Below are 17,572 nucleotides of genomic sequence, written 5' to 3' on the forward strand. Positions count from 1 at the left end.
AAACCATTAAATGCCAAATGATAGGCACAAAAAAACCAGCGAAAGCTGGTTTTTTAATTACACCATTTTAACTAAATTAAAATGGTGCCCGGGGCCGGACTCGAACCGGCACGCTTTGTGGGCGGGGGATTTTAAATCCCCTGTGTCTACCTATTTCACCACCCGGGCATGAGCGCAATGATAAAGCAGTGTTTGCAACTACGCAATATATTGGCAGATGGTTTGTTGTCTTTTTATTCAAAAACGGTGAAGAATGCTTAAACTCATAGCTATATCTTTAAAATTATTCGATTAATTGTGATTTTTCACGACAGTGTCATCAATTTGATACAGGGATTAAATAATAAATATCTACATTGGTGGGTAGAAATCAAACAACATTAGGCGAATTACATGTCTTTGAAATTGTCACGTCGTGAGCTCATTCAAAAAACTATTGCGAGCTTTGGGATATTATCTGTGCCAGTGGCTTTAACTGCATGTGGGAGTGATGATGATACACCTGCTACAGTTCAAGCTTATTTTTTGCATGGTGTTGCAAGTGGTGATCCATTACATGATCGTGTGATTTTATGGACCAGATTGACACCAAATGATCTGAGTGCGCGACTGGAAGTGAGATGGGAAATTGCCAGCGATGAGCACTTTAAACAGATTATCAATACTGGGAGTGTAGAAACCCATCAGGCACAAGATTTTTGTGTCAAAGTGGATGCAGATCGTTTACAAGCGGGTCAGCGTTATTTTTATCGGTTCCGTTTTGCTGATCAGACCTCTGTCATTGGACAAACGAAAACTTTGCCGCAGCAAACACAGGCAGTAAACTTTGCGGTATGTTCCTGTTCAAATTACCCAGCGGGTTATTTTCATGTGTATAGAGAAATGGCTAAGCATGATTTAGATGCGGTCATTCACTTGGGGGATTATATTTATGAATATGGCCAAGGTGGCTATGCGACAGAAAATGCTGAGAAGTTAGGACGTGCATTTACGCCAGACAATAATAAAGAAATCATCACACTTGATGATTATCGTAAACGTTATGCACACTATAGAACTGATCTAGATTTACAGCTTTTACATCAAGGGCATCCGTTTATTGTGATCTGGGATGACCATGAGCTAGCCAATGATGCATGGCGTGAAGGTGCGGAAAATCACCAAGAAAATGAAGGATCATTTGTAGAGCGTAAACTGGCTGCCTTACAGGCTTATTTTGAGTGGATGCCAATTCGACCAAGTGCACCAAAGCAGTATTTTAATATTTACCGTCAGTTTGAGTTTGGTAATTTAGTCAATTTGATGATGTTAGATACCCGTATTTTGGATCGTGATCAACAGCTTGAATATAAAAACTATATTAACGCGCAGGGGATGGACTTTGTGCGATTTCAAAAGGATTTAACTGATACAAAACGTAAAATGATTGGTATCACTCAACGTGATTGGTTGCAGAAAAAATTAATGCACTCTACTGCAACATGGCAGATCATTGGTCAACAGGTATTGATGGCGAAAATGCGAATACCGGTAGAGCTGCTTATCCCTCTCGCTAAGATTATGGACGGTAGCGCTCAACCTGAAGACTTGGCGGGTATATTTGAGCAAGTAAAGGCATTGTTAGTGTTAAAGATGCGCTTGTTGCAAGGTGATCCAAGTTTAACTGAGCAGGAAAAGGCACGGGTACTGACGGTAGCACCTTATAATCTTGATGCTTGGGATGGGTATTTTGCTGAGCGTGAAATGATTTTTCAGATGATTAAGGATTTAAATAAAAAAGTCATCGTATTGGCAGGTGATACTCATAATGCTTGGTCCGCAAAATTAACCACCGAAGATTTACAGCAGGTTGGTGTGGAAATCGCAGTGAGTTCAGTGTCATCACCTGGGATTGAATATTACTTAGACGTGCAAGAAAGTGACAGTATTCAACAGTTACAGCAAGCCTTTACGCTTTTGGTTGACGATTTGAATTATTGTAATTTAAGTCAGCGTGGATATATGTTGCTGAATATCACAGAGCAGCGTTTAGATAGCCAATGGATTTATGTCGCTACAGTACAGGATAAAAACTATAAGCTTGATACCGCAACAAGTACAAAAATAGCATTAACACCAACACTTGAAACACTAAAACTTTAGCGATAAGAGCGCATCATCCACAGTTGGTTTTTTACTGTCTGTGGGTGGTGTTTTTTATATTTAAAGGAATTTAAGTGAGGTAAGTTAAATTTCAGACATAAAAAAACCAGCTTAAGCTGGATCTTTTATTGCACCATTTTAACTCTCTTAAAATGGTGCCCGGGGCCGGACTCGAACCGGCACGCTTTGTGGGCGGGGGATTTTAAATCCCCTGTGTCTACCTATTTCACCACCCGGGCGTAGACCAAGATTGGAGGCGGAGGTCGGAATCGAACCGGCGTACACGGAGTTGCAGTCCGCTGCATGACCACTCTGCCACCCCGCCATCTCTTGGTGATGCACATATTAGCAACCTTTGAAAAAAAAACAATAGATAATTCAGTGAAGATGGACATAAAAGCAACATCTAAATAAAAAATGCTGTAATTATCATGTATGATTTGCAAAATTACTTGGTATCTATGCTGGAGATGTCCCGTGGCGTTGCTTTTAGATGGTCGTGCATTAGCGCAAAAAATTGAAGCTGATTTATTAAAACGTGTTGAAGTATTGAAAACCAAATCAGGTCGCACCCCAATTTTGGCGACTATACTTGTCGGTGATGACGGCGCTTCAGCAACTTATGTACGTATGAAAGGCAATGCTTGTCGTCGTGTTGGCATGGATTCATTAAAAGTAGAATTACCTGCTTCGACGACTACAGCAGAATTACTTGCTGAAATCGAAAAATTAAATGCAAATCCTGATGTACACGGTATTTTGCTGCAACATCCAGTGCCTGCTCAGATTGATGAGCGAGCTTGTTTTGATGCAATCTCTCTAGAAAAAGATGTAGATGGTGTTACTTGTCTAGGTTTTGGTCGTATGGCGATGGGTGAGGCTGCTTATGGTTCAGCTACGCCTGCTGGTATTATGACAATTTTAAAAGAACATGATATTGAAATTGCAGGAAAACATGCAGTTGTCGTCGGCCGTTCTGCCATTTTGGGTAAACCTATGGCTATGATGTTATTGCAAGCCAATGCAACAGTGACGATTTGCCATTCACGTACACAAAATTTAGCTGATTTTGTTAAGCAGGCAGACATTATTGTAGGTGCAGTGGGTAAAGCTGAGTTAATCCAGAAAGATTGGATTAAATCGGGTGCTGTTGTTGTAGATGCTGGTTTCCACCCACGTGAGGGCGGTGGTGTAGGCGATATCCAACTAGAGGGTATTGATGAGATTGCTTCTGCATATACGCCTGTACCGGGTGGTGTGGGTCCGATGACAATTACTACTTTAATTCGTCAAACTGTAGAAGCTGCAGAGAAAGCTTTAGATTAAGATCGCTTTTACACGATAGATCTAAAAATTTTACAAGCGTTTAAAGCAATTTAAGCGCTTGTTGTTTATTGGCTTAAACGGATCTTCAAGATGTTTGATTTATCTACACGTGCACCTCAACATTTATATGATGCATTACAACTGATTATCCCAGGTTGTGATTTACAAGCGCAAACACTGCCTGATACACCTATAAAATTGTGGCTTATTCCTCCAGTTTTTCCTACTGAACGTCTCGATGATGAAGTCATTCGTCGTATTTGGCAGGATACCCCGTATTGGATCTTTTGTTGGGCTTCTGGTTTGGCAATGGCACAGTGGATTTTGTCAGAACCAGAACATGTAAAAGATAAAGTGGTATTGGATTTTGGAGCAGGTTCAGGTGTGGTTGCAATTGCAGCTAAACTCGCTGGTGCAAAGCGTGTCATCTGCTGTGATATCGATACGGTGAGTTTAAATGCTTGTCGTGAAAATGCGCGACTCAATCAAGTAGAATTAGAATATTTAGATGATTTATATCAGGCTGAGCAGGTTGATGTCTTGCTGGCTGCGGATGTGTTATATGATCAGTCTAATCGTTTTTTCTTAGATGAGTTTTTAAAGTTTTCTCAACAGGTTTGGGTCGCAGATAGTCGAGTGAAAAACTTTAGCCATCCTCGTTATCAGAAAATGGAACAGCGTAGTGCAACGACTTGGCCAGATTTGGATGAGTCACAAGAGTTTCGTAATGTTAGTTTTTATACGACCCATCATGTTGCTAATATCTGATAAAAAATGACCGATATTGTGTTATCGGTCAAATTTCAACATTGAAATTTAAGAACAACTGTAACGCACAACACGTAGAGTGCTTGGGCGAGTGTCTAAGGCTTGGCGTGTTGCGTAATTTTCACCATTATTTAAACTTGGTGTTTCTGATAGGCTAAACGAAGTACGTGAATGCCCGAGTTGAATGCTTTGTGCAGTTTTAGCATTTGCAGCTGGGTTTGGAATTTCATTGATGCTTAAAACTTGTAATTTATATGGAGTATTGCTTGCGAGAACTTTTTGACAAGCACGCTGTAATTTATTTTCATCAAGTTTACGGTCAGCACGACCTGCTAGGGTGTAAGCGATAATCGCACCATTGGCAGTTTGAGATTCGACTACATAGCCTGTAGCACCATTATATTGTTGTGGTGCAGATTGGCAGGCTGCAAGTGCTAAAGTCACGCAGCCTAAGCCTAATAAACTGATATTTTTCATTATTGAATGTTCCTATAAAATGCTTGTTAAAGTATGCCATAGCATTGTCAAATAAACGACGTTGGTGGCTATAAAAATAAAGATAAATCCATGCTTTTTCATTTCTTGGATGTTTTAATGTATTTTGAATATTTGTTTGAATTTTGTTCTTTTTTATGATTAATATCATTTTATAGTAAAGTGCCTCAGGTATAGATTGAGTCGTAGTCGGTCATAAAACAAAAACTCTAAAATTAATTTGATAAATAGTGGTAGTGATATGTCAGAAGAACGTGAACTCGTGCAGAGTTATGATGTTGTCGTAATCGGTGGCGGAATTAATGGCGCAGGGATTGCTGCAGATGCTTCTGGTCGAGGTTTACGAGTATTACTGTGTGAAAAAGATGATTTGGCACAGCATACTTCTTCAGCTAGCAGTAAATTAATTCATGGTGGTCTGCGTTATCTAGAGCAAGGTGCTTTTCGTCTGGTGCGTGAGAGCTTAGCTGAACGTGAGGTACTTTTGACTAAAGCGCCTCATCTTGTTCAACCTATGCGATTTATTATGCCGCATCAACCACACTTAAGGGCAGCTTGGCTTATTCGTACAGGCTTATTCTTTTATGATCATCTGGCAAAAAGAAAAAGTTTGCTCGCTTCTAAATTTGTGCGCTTTGATCCAGAACATAGTCCTTTAAACCAAAATATTCTTCAAGGCTTTGAATATTCGGATTGTTGTGTGGATGATGCAAGGCTCGTTGTATTAAATGCCATACAAGCACGTGAAAATGGTGCGGATATTTTGACTTTAACGCATTGTATAGCCGCACAGCGTAAAACTGATCATTGGTTGATTCGTTTGGAGAATCATACAGGTGAGTTTGAGGTACATGCTCGAGCAATCGTCAATGCGGCAGGGCCTTGGGTTGCAAGCTTCATTGAACAGCAAATACAGGAAAAAACACCGCATCAACTGCGTTTGATTCAGGGAAGTCATATTGTATTACCCAAAATATATGCAGAAGAACATGCATATATTTTTCAAAATATTGATCAGCGTGTGATTTTTGCCATTCCATACTTAGCGAAATATACCTTAATCGGGACAACAGATCGTGAATATGCTGGTGAACCCGACCAAGTTAAAATCAACGAAGATGAAATTCAATACTTGCTTGAAGTAAGTAACAGGTATTTTAGAAAGCAGCATACTTCTGAGCATATCGTGCATAGTTTTTCTGGACTGCGTGCCTTACCTAATGATGCAAGTGATCGTCCCTCAACAGTGACGCGTGATTATCGAATTACTTTGTCTGTTGATCAAAACAGACAATTGCCTTTGCTTTCAGTTTTTGGTGGTAAGTTGACGACTTATCGTAAATTGGCTGAACATGTTTTAGATCAACTCAGTGAGTTTTTTCCAAAGATGGGGCCAAATTGGACAGCAAATCAAGTGCTACCAGGCGCTGAGCAATGGACTGGCTTGGATGAGTTGGTTGCAGAAATCTGTCAACAGCTACCACATATATCGCCTCAGTTGGCTCGACGTTGGGCTCAAGCCTATGGCACACGTATATGGCAGATTTTACGCAGTGCTCACAGTACAGCGCAACTGGGGGCAATGTTAGCGCCAGATCTGTATGCTGCTGAAGTGGATTATTTGGTGGCATACGAATGGGCAAAAACCAGTGAAGATATTTTATGGCGGCGGAGTAAGTTGGGATTACAGTTGGGTCAGACTGAAGTTGCGCGATTAGAGCTTTATTTGGCGAGTTTAGGCGGGGAGACTAAGCAAACTCAGATTGCTTAGTTCGCGCTTAATATGCATTGAGAAAAGGTTGGATTTATTGATAAAAAAAGACCGCCAAGGCGGTCTTTTTAATACTGAAATCAGTCAGTTTAAACGAGATTATTCTGCGTTTTGAACTGCTGCAAGTAATTCAGCTTGACGTGTTTTAAGTGCAGCAGGTAAGCGCTCACCTAATTTCTCAAACAATTCAGTGTGGCTTTCAATTTCTTTGATCCACTGTGCTTTGTCTTGACGAGTAACAGTGTCAAATTGATCTTGAGTGAACTCTAAACCAGTCCAGTTCAACTGTTCATAAGTTGGTACCAAACCGATTGGAGTTTCAACCGCGCTAGCGCGACCTTCACAACGATCGATAATCCATTCAAGAACACGCATGTTTTGACCGAAACCAGGCCATACGAAGTTGCCTTCAGCGTCACGACGGAACCAGTTTACATTGAAGATTTTTGGTAATTGATTACCAGCAGCTTCAGCTTTAACTGCTACGTTTTCGCCCATTTCCAACCAGTGACTGAAGTAGTCAGCCATGTTGTAACCAGCAAATGGAAGCATAGCAAATGGGTCACGGCGTACAATACCTTGTTGACCAACTGCAGCAGCAGTTGTTTCAGAACCCATAGTTGCAGCTTTATAGACACCGTCAATCCAATCGAATGCTTCAGAAACTAAAGGCACTGTGTCTGCACGACGACCACCGAAGATGAATGCAGAGATTGGAACACCCGCTGGATTTTCCCAATCAGCATCAATAGAAGGGCACTGACCTGCAGCAACAGTGAAGCGAGCATTTGGATGAGCTGCTTTTTCTTCACCAGTGTGTGGTTGGCCTTTCCAGTTGGTCATGTTTGCAGGCACTTCTTTACTTAGACCTTCCCACCAAACTTCACCGTTGTCAGTAACTGCAACGTTGGTATAGATAACATCCTTTTCAAGTGTCGCCATACAGTTCGGGTTAGTTTTAGTGTTTGTACCTGGTGCAACACCGAAGAAACCAGCTTCAGGGTTGATCGCATATAAACGACCATCTTCACCTGGTTTGATCCAAGCAATATCATCACCAACAGTTTCGATTTTCCAGCCAGCATATGCAGCAGGTGGAATCAACATAGCAAAGTTTGTTTTACCACATGCAGAAGGGAATGCTGCTGCGATATAGTGTTTCTCACCTTGTGGGTTTGTTACACCTAAAATCAGCATGTGTTCAGCTAACCAGCCTTGTTCACGGCCCATAGAAGACGCAATACGTAGAGCTAGACATTTTTTACCGAGTAATGCGTTACCGCCGTAACCAGAACCAAATGACCAGATTTCACGAGTTTCTGGGTAGTGAACGATGTATTTCTCAGCATTACAAGGCCAAGCTACATCTTTAGCACCTTCTTCAAGTGGTGCACCTACAGTGTGAACACAAGGAACATATTCGCCGTCAGTACCAAGTACGTCATAGACAGCTTTGCCCATACGTGCCATTTTTGACATGCTTACAGCAACATATGGAGAATCGGTGATTTCGATACCGATGTGTGCGATGTGGCTACCGAGTGGGCCCATAGAGAAAGGTACCACGTACATGGTACGGCCTTTCATAGCGCCATCAAATAGACCATTTAGACGAACGCGCATTTCTGCAGGAGCTTCCCAGTTGTTGGTTGCGCCAGCATCATCTTTGTTTTCTGAACAAATAAAAGTACGGTTTTCAACGCGAGCAACGTCCGAAGGGTCAGAATTTGCTAAATAAGAACCAGGATGTTTTTCTTGATTGAGTGCTTGCATAGTGCCATTGGCGATCATCAAGTCGATTAGACGTTGATATTCTTCAGGGCTACCGTCACACCATTCAATTTTTGCTGGTTTCGTTAATTTTGCAATTTCTTCAACCCATGCAACTAGCTTGGGATGACGAACGAATGCTGGTGCGTTCACTTGAGTCATGGTGAGGCCTATCTTAAAGGTGTGCAGTTTATACACAAATAACAATCATAAACTTAGGGTAGTAAGTTTAGATTCAAGTATGAAAAAAAAGTGGCGTTATTAAAGCATATATATTAGGAAAAAATAAGGCTTGACGATGAAGAAACCCCCTAGTTTTGTCTAATAAATAGTCTGTAGGCTAATCTATCGAATGTTTATATCTGCTGGTAAATGTTTACTATTTTTTTTTATGATATTTTAGGATAACTTTATTTGCATCACACCAAGACTGCAACATCTTTGATTTTACTCAGATAACTCAAATAAAAATAACAAGATACATTTATTTTACAGCAGCATGAGTTTTTTTATATAGAAAGTATACGAAAGTTGTAAAAATAATGTCTTAAATGTACAGCTGAATATTGAAAAGTGAACGTTTATCCTGCGATGTGTAGTCACTAAATCGCCAGATCTGAGTGGTGCTTCATAGTGAAAAAGTAGACTCAAGCTTTGTGTATCGATAAGCTTGGGCAGAAGAGAGCAATATGACCATCATGATTTAATGAATCTAATGCTGGGCAAGCTGTTGTTTTAATAATGCTCTTTTAAATTAATAGGGTTGAAATTTATATTTTTTAATTCGTACGTTGAAAAACGCATGTTATTTGATGGTGCTTTATGTTACTTCACTTGTCTGACTTACATTTTGGTACGCAGCGACAGGAATGTTTAGATGCAATACAGCGCTTTTGTTTAGAGCATGAACCTGAAGTGATTGTGGTGAGTGGTGATTTGACCCAGCGAGCACGGTATCACGAGTTTTATCAGTGTAAACAGTTTTTACAACAACTAAATCTTCCTTATTTTGTGGTACCTGGAAATCACGATATTCCTTTATATCACTTGGTTAATCGTATTTTTAGACCATTTCATTATTACCAATTATTCTTTGGTGACTTAGAGCCAATTTTAGAAACACAGAACTATTATTTGATTGGTCTTAATACTGTGCGTCCTTACTATCATACGAAGGCCGTGATTTCGAACAAGCAAATTATGCAAGTACAACAACAAATTCAACAAGCACCAGTCAATAAGTTGTGTACTTTAGTCAGTCATCAACCTTTTTATACCGCTCAACATGATCATCATCATCGTTCAGATTGCCCAGCTCAGGCTGAATCGGCTTTAAGACAATGGGGAGGGCATGGTCTAAATGTATTGTTACATGGTCATTTTCATTTAAGTGCTGTTTATGATCTGAATCAGCATTTTCAATTAGGTCTTCAGCATGGCGTTTATGAAGTGCATGCCGGAACGAGTTGTTCTAATCGCCTGTATAAGAAATTAACCAACTCATTTAACGTTATTTATCCTAATGGTGAAGTACAACACTATGATTTTTCAGACAAGCAGCAGGCGTTTATACTGCGGTGCTGAGTAGTTTTTAACTTGAGTTGCTTAAATGCGATAAAGAATGAATAAAAAAAGCGCAAAAGATGCAAAAAAATTAGTGTTAGCCCTTGAAGCTATCTTTTCAACCCCCACAACTGTGTCATGAAAATATTTTGATAATGGTCATTGGATAAAAGAAGCCATTATTAAAGCACTAAATAGACAAAGTCTGATGGAGTTATTTATGAGCAACATTCGTCCACTACATGATCGCGTAGTTATTCGTCGTGTTGAAGAAGAAACAAAAACTGCTGGCGGAATCTTACTGCCAGGTTCAGCTGCAGAAAAGCCAGCTCAAGGTGAAGTGATTGCCGTGGGTAATGGTCAAATCACTGAACAAGGCGTACGAGCTCTCGACGTTAAAGTTGGCGATAAAGTATTGTTTGGTACTTATGCAGGAACGACTGTAAAAGTTAATGCTGAAGAATTACTTATTATGAAAGAATCAGACATTCTCGCTGTACTCGAAGGTTAATTGGCTTTTTAAAATTTGGCTTTCAAAAAATTTAAATACATCAAAATTAAGATATTCGGAGTAAAGCATGTCAGCTAAAGACGTAAAATTTGGTGATTCTGCACGTTCTAAAATGATCGCAGGCGTAAACGTACTTGCAGATGCAGTAAAAGTTACTTTAGGTCCTAAAGGCCGTAACGTAGTTATTGATCGTTCTTTTGGTGCGCCGCACATTACTAAAGACGGTGTTACTGTTGCAAAAGAAATTTCGCTTTCAGACAAATTTGAAAATATGGGCGCACAATTGGTTCGTGAAGTTTCTTCTAAAACCAATGACATCGCTGGTGATGGTACAACAACTGCAACTGTTTTAGCGCAAGCGATTTTAAACGAAGGGATCAAATCTGTAACTGCAGGTATGAACCCAATGGATCTTAAACGCGGTATTGATCTTGCTGTTAAAGCTGTTGTTGAAAACATCAAAGCAACTGCAAAACCAGCTTCTGACACTAAAGCAATTGAGCAAGTAGGTTCAATTTCTGCAAACTCTGATGAGACTGTAGGTAAATTGATCGCTCAAGCAATGGAAAAAGTTGGTAAAGAAGGCGTGATCACTGTTGAAGAAGGTTCAGGCTTTGAAGATGCGCTGGATGTTGTTGAAGGTATGCAGTTTGACCGTGGTTATATCTCACCATATTTCGCGAACAAACAAGACACTTTAACTGCAGAACTTGAAAACCCATTCATCTTATTGGTTGACAAGAAAATCGGTAATATCCGTGAATTAATCACAACTTTAGAAGCTGTGGCTAAAACAGGTAAACCGCTATTAATTATTGCTGAAGATGTTGAAGGTGAAGCATTAGCTACACTCGTTGTGAACAACATGCGTGGCATCATTAAAGTATGTGCTGTTAAAGCGCCTGGTTTTGGTGATCGTCGTAAAGCAATGTTGCAAGATATCGCAATCTTGACTGGTGCAACTGTAATTTCTGAAGAAATTGGTATGTCTTTAGAACAAGCAACTTTGCAAGATCTTGGTACTGCGCACAAAGTAACTGTATCTAAAGAAAATACAGTAATCGTTGATGGTGCTGGCGATGCAAATCAAATTGCTGAACGCGTACAACAAATCCGTGCTCAAATCGAAGAATCAACTTCTGAATACGATAAAGAAAAATTGCAAGAACGCGTTGCTAAATTAGCTGGCGGTGTTGCAGTAATCAAAATCGGTGCAGCAACTGAAGTTGAAATGAAAGAGAAAAAAGACCGTGTAGATGATGCGCTTCATGCGACTCGTGCTGCGGTTGAAGAAGGTGTTGTTGCAGGTGGTGGTGTTGCGCTAGTACGTGCAGTTCAATCAATCGAAGGTCTTGTTGGCGCTAATGATGACCAAACTGCGGGTGTAAACATCCTACGTCGTGCGATAGAAGCTCCACTACGTCAAATTGTTGCAAACGCTGGTGATGAGCCATCTGTTGTGATCAATGCAGTTAAACAAGGTGAAGGTAACTACGGTTATAACGCTGCGACTGGTGTATATGGCGATATGCTTGAGATGGGTATTCTTGACCCAGCTAAAGTAACACGTTCTGCACTTGAGCATGCGGCTTCTGTTGCTGGCTTGATGCTGACTACTGAATGTATGATCACTGACATTCCAGAAGACAAACCAGCAATGCCAGATATGGGCGGCATGGGTGGTATGGGCGGCATGATGTAAGCCGACCATTAAATACTTAAGCTATTGAAATATATTAATTATATTTAAAATAGCTAGGTATTTACTCACAGTCTTACTCACTTTTGTTTTGACTGTAAAAAAGGCCACAATTTTTAATGTGGCCTTTTTGTTTGCACTTCATGCTGACATATCGGCTTGACCATTCTCATCAGTGCTAGTGATACACATGAGAACGTAGCTATTTAACCAGTAGTTTTTACGCCCATCTTTAGCTGGTTCCCGAATACGTCCATCTTTAATTCTCCCATAAAGCTCTTTTTCAGAAATATTCATGCGAAGGGCAAACTCTGCAGTTGAGATCCGACGCTCTGTATTTGTTAAATCAATTGCAAAATTCAATTTTCTCCCTCCGCAGCTTCGATCATGGCTTTGTAAACAACAGTTTGTTTCTCATAAAAACTACGCCTATTGCCTGACGGTCCTCCAGCTGGTGGAGCTTCCCATGCAGCTTCTAACATTTCCTCAGTAGGTTCTTTCGGCACCAGCACAAAACTTTCTGACGCAACGCCTTCTTTTTTTAGAGTCCAGACATAACCTTCGCGATCATCTTCTTTCATAATCTCTGGGTTGTTTTGAGCTTTGCATTTTTCACAAAGAACAACACCATCATCACGTAAAAGCCACGACTGTTTTTCATCTTCATCTTTTTTCATAAGGTGAATAGCGTCTTGATATGTTTCAACACCTATGCCATTCACCTCACAAAAATCATTACAACAATCACAATAGAAGTGAGCATCATATCCGCCAACCATACCCATCACGCCACCTCTCTTTTATTACAAATGGATCTAGCCCATAAACAAACTGCGCCAAAATCCTCATGATCAGAAAGATCAATCATAAACCAATCATTAACATCATCTGGTTTGGATGGTTGCCATTGCCGACAAACCTCTACATCACCATCACTTGCATATTTTTCATATATCCAAGTAGGGGCATCGTACTCCATGTTTACACCTTGAATTTCAACACCAAGATCGGTCTGAAGTTTTTCCCATTCCTCTGCAGTGCAGCTTTCACGGCCATCTAGCATTTTTAATGCATATTCTCGGTAAACAGGGTGGCTCCAAAAACCATATTCATCACGTACCACATCAACAGGTGTTAATTGATTGACTGCATTCATGCCTTCACCTCACTCAAATCAATTTCTATAAAATCAGGACTACGCAAATGTGTCTCAAATTCCTGCCCTAAAATATAGGCAGCCTCGTTACCAGTTAAATCATCCAGCACTAATGCATAGTTATGTTTTGTGCATTTACCTTTGGCAGAAAAACCATTCTCCAGCTGCTTGATGGCGTAACCAAGCTTTTCTAGCCAAATACGAAAGGCGAGTCGGTTTTTGGGTTTTACTATCTTTTTCATCTTTAACTGTTCTCCAATTCAAAACGGCGTTTTACGACTTCTGCCATTAGAGTTTTCTGAATATCTGGTGCACGTGTGCTCACATCAATTTCGAGTGCATCAAGAGTTGTTAGATCTGGTGCATTTTGAATGTCACGCATAAGTGATGGTGCTTCTGGTGTTTTAGCTTGATCTAGCTCAAGTAGTCGCTTATTAACGGCCCGCATGAGTGGTGCACGCTGTTCCTCGGTCCATGAACGGGTATATTTGAATAGGGCATTTGCTTCGGCTGGAGTTTTAGCTACGGATGCTCGATACATGAAGTCCTCAAGCTTTTCATCGTACTCAGCATTAACAATATCTTTTTTACGAAGTTCACCTAGCTTAATAAGGTCAGCTTTATGCTCAGCTGTTAAATCTTCACTTTTGTTGATTGAACCAAGGACATTCTCTACAGTCAGAACATTTTGAGATCTAGATATCTCTGTTTGAAAAGCGGCTTTACAAGTACTTGATTTTCGCTGAACTTCAGATATAGATTCCTCAGCTGCTAGAGTTAATTTTTTAAGTTCATCTATATTTAGACTTTCAGTAGCCTTAAGCTTTTGTGACTTTTGCTCATAAGCAGTCATTACTGTGTGGCCAGATTCGCCATGCAACTTTTTAAGTTTAGGTAGCAGAGCTTCCAAGTCTTCAATTTTTTCAGCTGCAGCAATTCGATCACGTAGAGACTTTTCAGTCTTCATATCCGCTTTCACCGAATCAAATGACACAAGATTATCTCGCTTAACAATGATCTCACCACTGGTTTCAATTTTTATATTATTGGGTGAGGTGGCTTTAATGGCTTCCACAACATCATTTGATGCAGTGATTTGGACACTTTCATTTGTAGCCGGTGCAACTTCTTTAGCTTTGGTTTTGCGTGGTGCTTTAATTGATGTAGGCTCAATAAGTCTTACGTTTGCTTGTAAAGGCATACCGCCCAACACTTTGCAAAGTGCCTCATATTGAAGTTTAGCATTCTCAAAGTCGCGTTGAGCGAAACCACCATTTACTGCTGTTGCGATAAGGCTATGAATACCTTTATATTTATGGTGATGAATAATGCCATCCACCTGAACTATAAAAACATCCTGGTCTTTTTTAATTTCATCCAGCGTCAAAGGCTTGGTAAAAGTAATACCTGCTACTTCAATAGTTTCAATCTTGATACAGAACTCATAACCAGACTTAGCAAAGATAGTTGCGGGGAATTGATCAAGGTCATCAAAGTCCATCAATTCACCTGCAGCACGGCAAAGCACATGCTTGCCGGCTACAACTGCGTTAAATGCTTCTTGAGCAGAGATTAGATTATTCACGCTAAATTCACCTCATAAGCAATCATTTCAATATCTTGTTTAACTGAATCAAGTTTTGATACTTCAATTTGGGTGAGGGCATCAATACCAAAGTGTTCACAAATGGTTTTTACATCAAGCCCGCGTTCAGTAATGAATACTTGTAGTTCATCGCGTTGTTGATCCGTGATAGCAAAAAATTCTTTAGGTCCAAACCATCTATTTTTCTCTTTATCAAATACACAACCCAATCGCTTATCCGCATTCCAAACAAGCATTTGACGCATGGTTTGGTAATAGCGATGCTCTTTTAGCTCAAGGATGGATTCGGTTAGATCATTGATATCACCTGCGTGATTTGCTTCTTCACAGCTTTGACGCCAGTTAGCTAACTCTTCCTGCGCTTTTTGTTCTGCAAGCTGCTCAGGGGTGAGGGTATTGATATGATCTTTCGCTTGTTTGATGAGATCAGCCAAGAACATGGGATTAGTTTTTAAATCGGGCACCCAAACTTCACCAGTTTCACCACCTAAGGCTCCAGCATTTTTTGCATGATGTGTGTCTGAAGGGTTGAAGTTGATAACACGTGCTGATTTACCTTCTTGAGTGCGAACAGTTGTCAAATAACCCATAATGTCAGCAATGCGATACAACTCATTACGATTCTTACCACCGAGGTCAGGGCGATAAATAACCTGATCACCACTTTGATCCTCAGAGGCATGAGCAATAAAAACAACATCTTTACCCATGCTAATAAGCATGTGCACATAGCTCTTAAACATATTGTTCGCCGAACCTTGAGCTTTTAATTTTAGGGTGCCATCTTTTTGACGGTTGTTTGGTATAGCGATAAGGTGGGATTTAATACACTCAAGCATTGCCCCAACAGGACCTGCATATAGGTAGTTTGGGGGCTTCAAGTGTGTTGGGCCATTTGATTGATACAGCCAATGGTATCGTAGTCGATAAGCGTGAAAGGGTGGCTCCATTGTGTAAAATCACTGATTCACATGCCGATGCTGTGAGTGACATGCTTGAAGATTTAATGAAAATTGAAAATGAAAAAGTAAAAAAATGGCTTAAGGTTGTAGTGATGTTTTATGTTGAATTTAAGTCGGAAGCGACAATTGCCAAAAAGCTTGGCGTGTCTGAATATTCAGTAACACGGGATAAGATGCTCGGCATGGTTCGGTTGGCAACCAAGTATAAATTTAGAAGTCGAATTATTGGTGCTTGAAAGTCAGGGTGCATTGTGGCATATTTCAGGTACAGTGACCGAAGTATGAGTAATTTACTGGATAAGCCTCGCATTTGCGGGGTTTTGTTTTTTTAAAAATTTCTGCATTGAGTTTCTTTATATTTTTATTAAATTGTATTTCCATATTAAAATTTAGTTAATAAACTTTATATTGTTTTGGCTTAAATTTACTGTGATGTTTTTCTTATTTTTCCTCTTGATTGTGGTTTTAGTTCTTATAATTCTTGTGGTTTATTATTTTAGTAGAACATTTAAATAAGCTCACAGTGATTCTTTCGATGATATTAATATATGTAGTTTGACTTGAAATTTATAACTTTATTTTTATAATTACATTGAATTTTAATCATTACTATTCAATGTGTAGTAAGTATTGTATGATGCTTAGTGCTCATTGGATTAAACCCGTGACAGCATTTATAGCCCAGAATACACCGTCTGGGCTTTTTTTATTGCCTAAATTCTAATTAGATGTGATTACACCATTTTAAACCTATCGAATTCGAAACCTTTAACCCGCCGTGTGCGGGTTTCTTTTTGCGTGGAGGAAAGTGAAGTGCATAAACCCAGTTATTAAAGTTTGCTAATTAGCTAAAGACTGTTTAAGCAAACACGTTTAGATCGCACGAAAGACGATACAACCCACACAGTTCATCGAGTGTGAATAGGATATGCAGGAAAGTGATAATCTGAATTGGGAGTGATGCCCCACCATAAATTGAATGATGAAACCGAAAGTAAAGAATACTGTGCCTATTCAGTGGTTCTTTAAAGTAGGGAGTAGCTATGGACCACAGCATAGATATTCTGTGGTAGTTTATTTAGCTAAATCTGAGTTCTTGAATGGTTATAGGTTGGAGTGCTTAAAACGATCATGTTTAACTTGATTGATGGTATCTTAAAAGTTTGAATTGGGTTATATTTTAAACATATTAAAATATGCTTAATATAATATTGATAGAATTTAAGTGAATAACTGCACAAGGCTAAGGAAGGTTTTAATGCTTTTTAAAATACTAAAATCTATTTTCTGCAAACACACCTACATTATGATAAGAAAAATAAAAGATGAGGATGCAGTGAAAATTGGTGCTTTAAGTGAATGGAAATGTAGCAAATGTAATAGACTTACATTTAGTCAGAGTTCCAAGGTCTTAAAGTGAAAAATCGAAGTAAATCACTCAATTCTCCTCATTTGCTATGGACTACGGAGCAAGATGTCTTTTTGATTGAAAATGATTCAATGGCAATTATTGATTTAAGAGAATTTTTACCTTTTTCTGAAGAAGAAATCTTGAATCGAAAAAAAATACTAGGTTTGCTTAAAAGATCAAAACAAATGAAAAAAGAGATTTAAATCACATATATAATTTTATTATGTATTGATCTCATTTGAAGAGTGTGAGATATTTAATAAGCAGTAAGTAAGGTATGATTCTTACTGCTTATTGGATTAAAGTCCATGACAGCATTTATAGCCCAGAATAAACATTCTGGGCTTTTTTTATATGCCTAAAGCTTAGTTGATTAGAGCATCCGCCTTCTA

At 39.4% G+C, this 17,572-nt stretch carries 16 protein-coding genes, 3 tRNA genes and 1 pseudogene; 9 read left to right on the forward strand and 11 right to left on the reverse strand.

What is annotated here, in order from left to right; genetic code table 11:
- Window positions 1-82: 82 nt before the first annotated feature.
- Window positions 83-168: transfer RNA gene (locus tag Aru01_RS07380), tRNA-Leu, on the reverse strand.
- Between the two features lie 225 nt (window positions 169-393).
- Between Aru01_RS07380 and Aru01_RS07385 the strand changes: the two genes are divergently transcribed.
- Window positions 394-2,142 carry an alkaline phosphatase D family protein gene (locus Aru01_RS07385; protein WP_016655337.1) on the forward strand — a complete coding sequence of 583 codons (1,749 nt, stop codon included), beginning with the start codon at window positions 394-396 and terminating at the stop codon, window positions 2,140-2,142.
- 153 nt (window positions 2,143-2,295) lie between these two features.
- Here the strand turns inward: Aru01_RS07385 and Aru01_RS07390 are convergent.
- Together Aru01_RS07390 and Aru01_RS07395 are read right to left on the reverse strand one after the other, a co-directional pair.
- Window positions 2,296-2,381, reverse strand: a tRNA-Leu gene (locus Aru01_RS07390).
- Between the two features lie 12 nt (window positions 2,382-2,393).
- Window positions 2,394-2,467, reverse strand: a tRNA-Cys gene (locus tag Aru01_RS07395).
- Between the two features lie 152 nt (window positions 2,468-2,619).
- Here Aru01_RS07395 and folD point away from each other — a divergent pair.
- Both folD and Aru01_RS07405 read left to right on the forward strand, forming a co-directional pair.
- Entirely contained in the window at window positions 2,620-3,468 is an 849-nt protein-coding gene (gene folD / locus Aru01_RS07400; RefSeq protein WP_016655338.1) for a bifunctional methylenetetrahydrofolate dehydrogenase/methenyltetrahydrofolate cyclohydrolase FolD, read from the forward strand.
- 90 nt (window positions 3,469-3,558) lie between these two features.
- A complete protein-coding gene (locus Aru01_RS07405; RefSeq protein WP_016655339.1) occupies window positions 3,559-4,236 on the forward strand; it encodes a class I SAM-dependent methyltransferase in 678 nt (225 codons plus the stop codon).
- A gap of 48 nt (window positions 4,237-4,284) precedes the next feature.
- On the opposite strand, the gene Aru01_RS07410 is transcribed toward Aru01_RS07405, so the two are convergent.
- Window positions 4,285-4,716, reverse strand: a complete 432-nt coding sequence (locus Aru01_RS07410; protein ID WP_212541165.1) for a hypothetical protein — start codon at window positions 4,714-4,716, stop codon at window positions 4,285-4,287.
- A gap of 256 nt (window positions 4,717-4,972) precedes the next feature.
- On the opposite strand from Aru01_RS07410, the gene glpD reads away from it, so the two are divergent.
- Window positions 4,973-6,502, forward strand: coding sequence for a glycerol-3-phosphate dehydrogenase (glpD, locus tag Aru01_RS07415; protein ID WP_016655341.1), 1,530 nt, complete (start codon window positions 4,973-4,975; stop codon window positions 6,500-6,502).
- Between the two features lie 99 nt (window positions 6,503-6,601).
- On the opposite strand, the gene Aru01_RS07420 is transcribed toward glpD, so the two are convergent.
- Window positions 6,602-8,434: a phosphoenolpyruvate carboxykinase (GTP) gene (locus Aru01_RS07420; RefSeq protein ID WP_016655342.1), complete on the reverse strand. Its 1,833-nt coding sequence runs from the start codon at window positions 8,432-8,434 to the stop codon at window positions 6,602-6,604.
- 660 nt (window positions 8,435-9,094) lie between these two features.
- Here Aru01_RS07420 and Aru01_RS07425 point away from each other — a divergent pair.
- From Aru01_RS07425 to groL, 3 genes are all read left to right on the forward strand, one after another.
- Entirely contained in the window at window positions 9,095-9,856 is a 762-nt protein-coding gene (locus tag Aru01_RS07425; RefSeq protein WP_016655343.1) for a metallophosphoesterase, read from the forward strand.
- 199 nt (window positions 9,857-10,055) lie between these two features.
- Window positions 10,056-10,346, forward strand: coding sequence for a co-chaperone GroES (locus tag Aru01_RS07430; RefSeq protein ID WP_016655344.1), 291 nt, complete (start codon window positions 10,056-10,058; stop codon window positions 10,344-10,346).
- A 67-nt stretch (window positions 10,347-10,413) separates the two neighbouring features.
- Window positions 10,414-12,048 (forward strand): chaperonin GroEL, encoded by a 1,635-nt coding sequence (gene groL, locus Aru01_RS07435; RefSeq protein ID WP_016655345.1) that lies wholly within the window; start codon window positions 10,414-10,416, stop codon window positions 12,046-12,048.
- Between the two features lie 138 nt (window positions 12,049-12,186).
- Here groL and Aru01_RS07440 read toward each other — a convergent pair whose 3' ends face one another.
- From Aru01_RS07440 to Aru01_RS07465, 6 genes and pseudogenes are all read right to left on the reverse strand, one after another.
- Window positions 12,187-12,408: a hypothetical protein gene (locus tag Aru01_RS07440; protein ID WP_016655346.1), complete on the reverse strand. Its 222-nt coding sequence runs from the start codon at window positions 12,406-12,408 to the stop codon at window positions 12,187-12,189.
- Window positions 12,405-12,830, reverse strand: coding sequence for a hypothetical protein (locus Aru01_RS18525; protein ID WP_016655347.1), 426 nt, complete (start codon window positions 12,828-12,830; stop codon window positions 12,405-12,407). The genes Aru01_RS07440 and Aru01_RS18525 overlap by 4 nt, the downstream gene beginning before the upstream one ends.
- Entirely contained in the window at window positions 12,830-13,201 is a 372-nt protein-coding gene (locus tag Aru01_RS07450) for a hypothetical protein (protein ID WP_016655348.1), read from the reverse strand. The genes Aru01_RS18525 and Aru01_RS07450 overlap by 1 nt, the downstream gene beginning before the upstream one ends.
- A complete protein-coding gene (locus Aru01_RS07455) occupies window positions 13,198-13,443 on the reverse strand; it encodes a response regulator (protein WP_016655349.1) in 246 nt (81 codons plus the stop codon). Before Aru01_RS07455 ends, Aru01_RS07450 begins: the two co-directional genes overlap by 4 nt.
- A 2-nt stretch (window positions 13,444-13,445) precedes the next feature.
- Complete coding sequence (locus Aru01_RS07460) at window positions 13,446-14,786, reverse strand: hypothetical protein (RefSeq protein WP_016655350.1); 1,341 nt, start codon at window positions 14,784-14,786, stop codon at window positions 13,446-13,448.
- A pseudogene (locus Aru01_RS07465) lies at window positions 14,783-15,658 on the reverse strand (AAA family ATPase); the annotation flags it as partial. The gene Aru01_RS07460 and the pseudogene Aru01_RS07465, both read right to left, overlap by 4 nt.
- 32 nt (window positions 15,659-15,690) lie before the next feature.
- Here Aru01_RS07465 and Aru01_RS07470 point away from each other — a divergent pair.
- A complete protein-coding gene (locus tag Aru01_RS07470) occupies window positions 15,691-16,005 on the forward strand; it encodes a hypothetical protein (RefSeq protein WP_016655352.1) in 315 nt (104 codons plus the stop codon).
- A gap of 1,180 nt (window positions 16,006-17,185) precedes the next feature.
- Window positions 17,186-17,383: a hypothetical protein gene (locus tag Aru01_RS07475; protein WP_016655353.1), complete on the forward strand. Its 198-nt coding sequence runs from the start codon at window positions 17,186-17,188 to the stop codon at window positions 17,381-17,383.
- The last annotated feature ends 189 nt before the right edge of the window (window positions 17,384-17,572 follow it).

Source organism: Acinetobacter rudis, from assembly GCF_000829675.1.
In the GTDB taxonomy this organism is placed as follows: Bacteria; Pseudomonadota; Gammaproteobacteria; order Pseudomonadales; family Moraxellaceae; genus Acinetobacter; species Acinetobacter rudis.

What these genes read in the sequence shown, in the direction of transcription:
- Aru01_RS07385 (WP_016655337.1), top strand. Translation starts at nt 394, where the DNA reads ATGTCTTTGAAATTGTCACGTCGTGAGCTCATTCAAAAAACTATTGCG.
- Aru01_RS07405 (WP_016655339.1), top strand. Translation starts at nt 3,559, where the DNA reads ATGTTTGATTTATCTACACGTGCACCTCAACATTTATATGATGCATTA.
- glpD (WP_016655341.1), top strand. Translation starts at nt 4,973, where the DNA reads ATGTCAGAAGAACGTGAACTCGTGCAGAGTTATGATGTTGTCGTAATC.
- Aru01_RS07420 (WP_016655342.1), bottom strand. Translation starts at nt 8,434, where the DNA reads ATGACTCAAGTGAACGCACCAGCATTCGTTCGTCATCCCAAGCTAGTT.
- Aru01_RS07425 (WP_016655343.1), top strand. Translation starts at nt 9,095, where the DNA reads ATGTTACTTCACTTGTCTGACTTACATTTTGGTACGCAGCGACAGGAA.
- Aru01_RS07430 (WP_016655344.1), top strand. Translation starts at nt 10,056, where the DNA reads ATGAGCAACATTCGTCCACTACATGATCGCGTAGTTATTCGTCGTGTT.
- groL (WP_016655345.1), top strand. Translation starts at nt 10,414, where the DNA reads ATGTCAGCTAAAGACGTAAAATTTGGTGATTCTGCACGTTCTAAAATG.
- Aru01_RS18525 (WP_016655347.1), bottom strand. Translation starts at nt 12,830, where the DNA reads ATGGGTATGGTTGGCGGATATGATGCTCACTTCTATTGTGATTGTTGT.
- Aru01_RS07450 (WP_016655348.1), bottom strand. Translation starts at nt 13,201, where the DNA reads ATGAATGCAGTCAATCAATTAACACCTGTTGATGTGGTACGTGATGAA.
- Aru01_RS07455 (WP_016655349.1), bottom strand. Translation starts at nt 13,443, where the DNA reads ATGAAAAAGATAGTAAAACCCAAAAACCGACTCGCCTTTCGTATTTGG.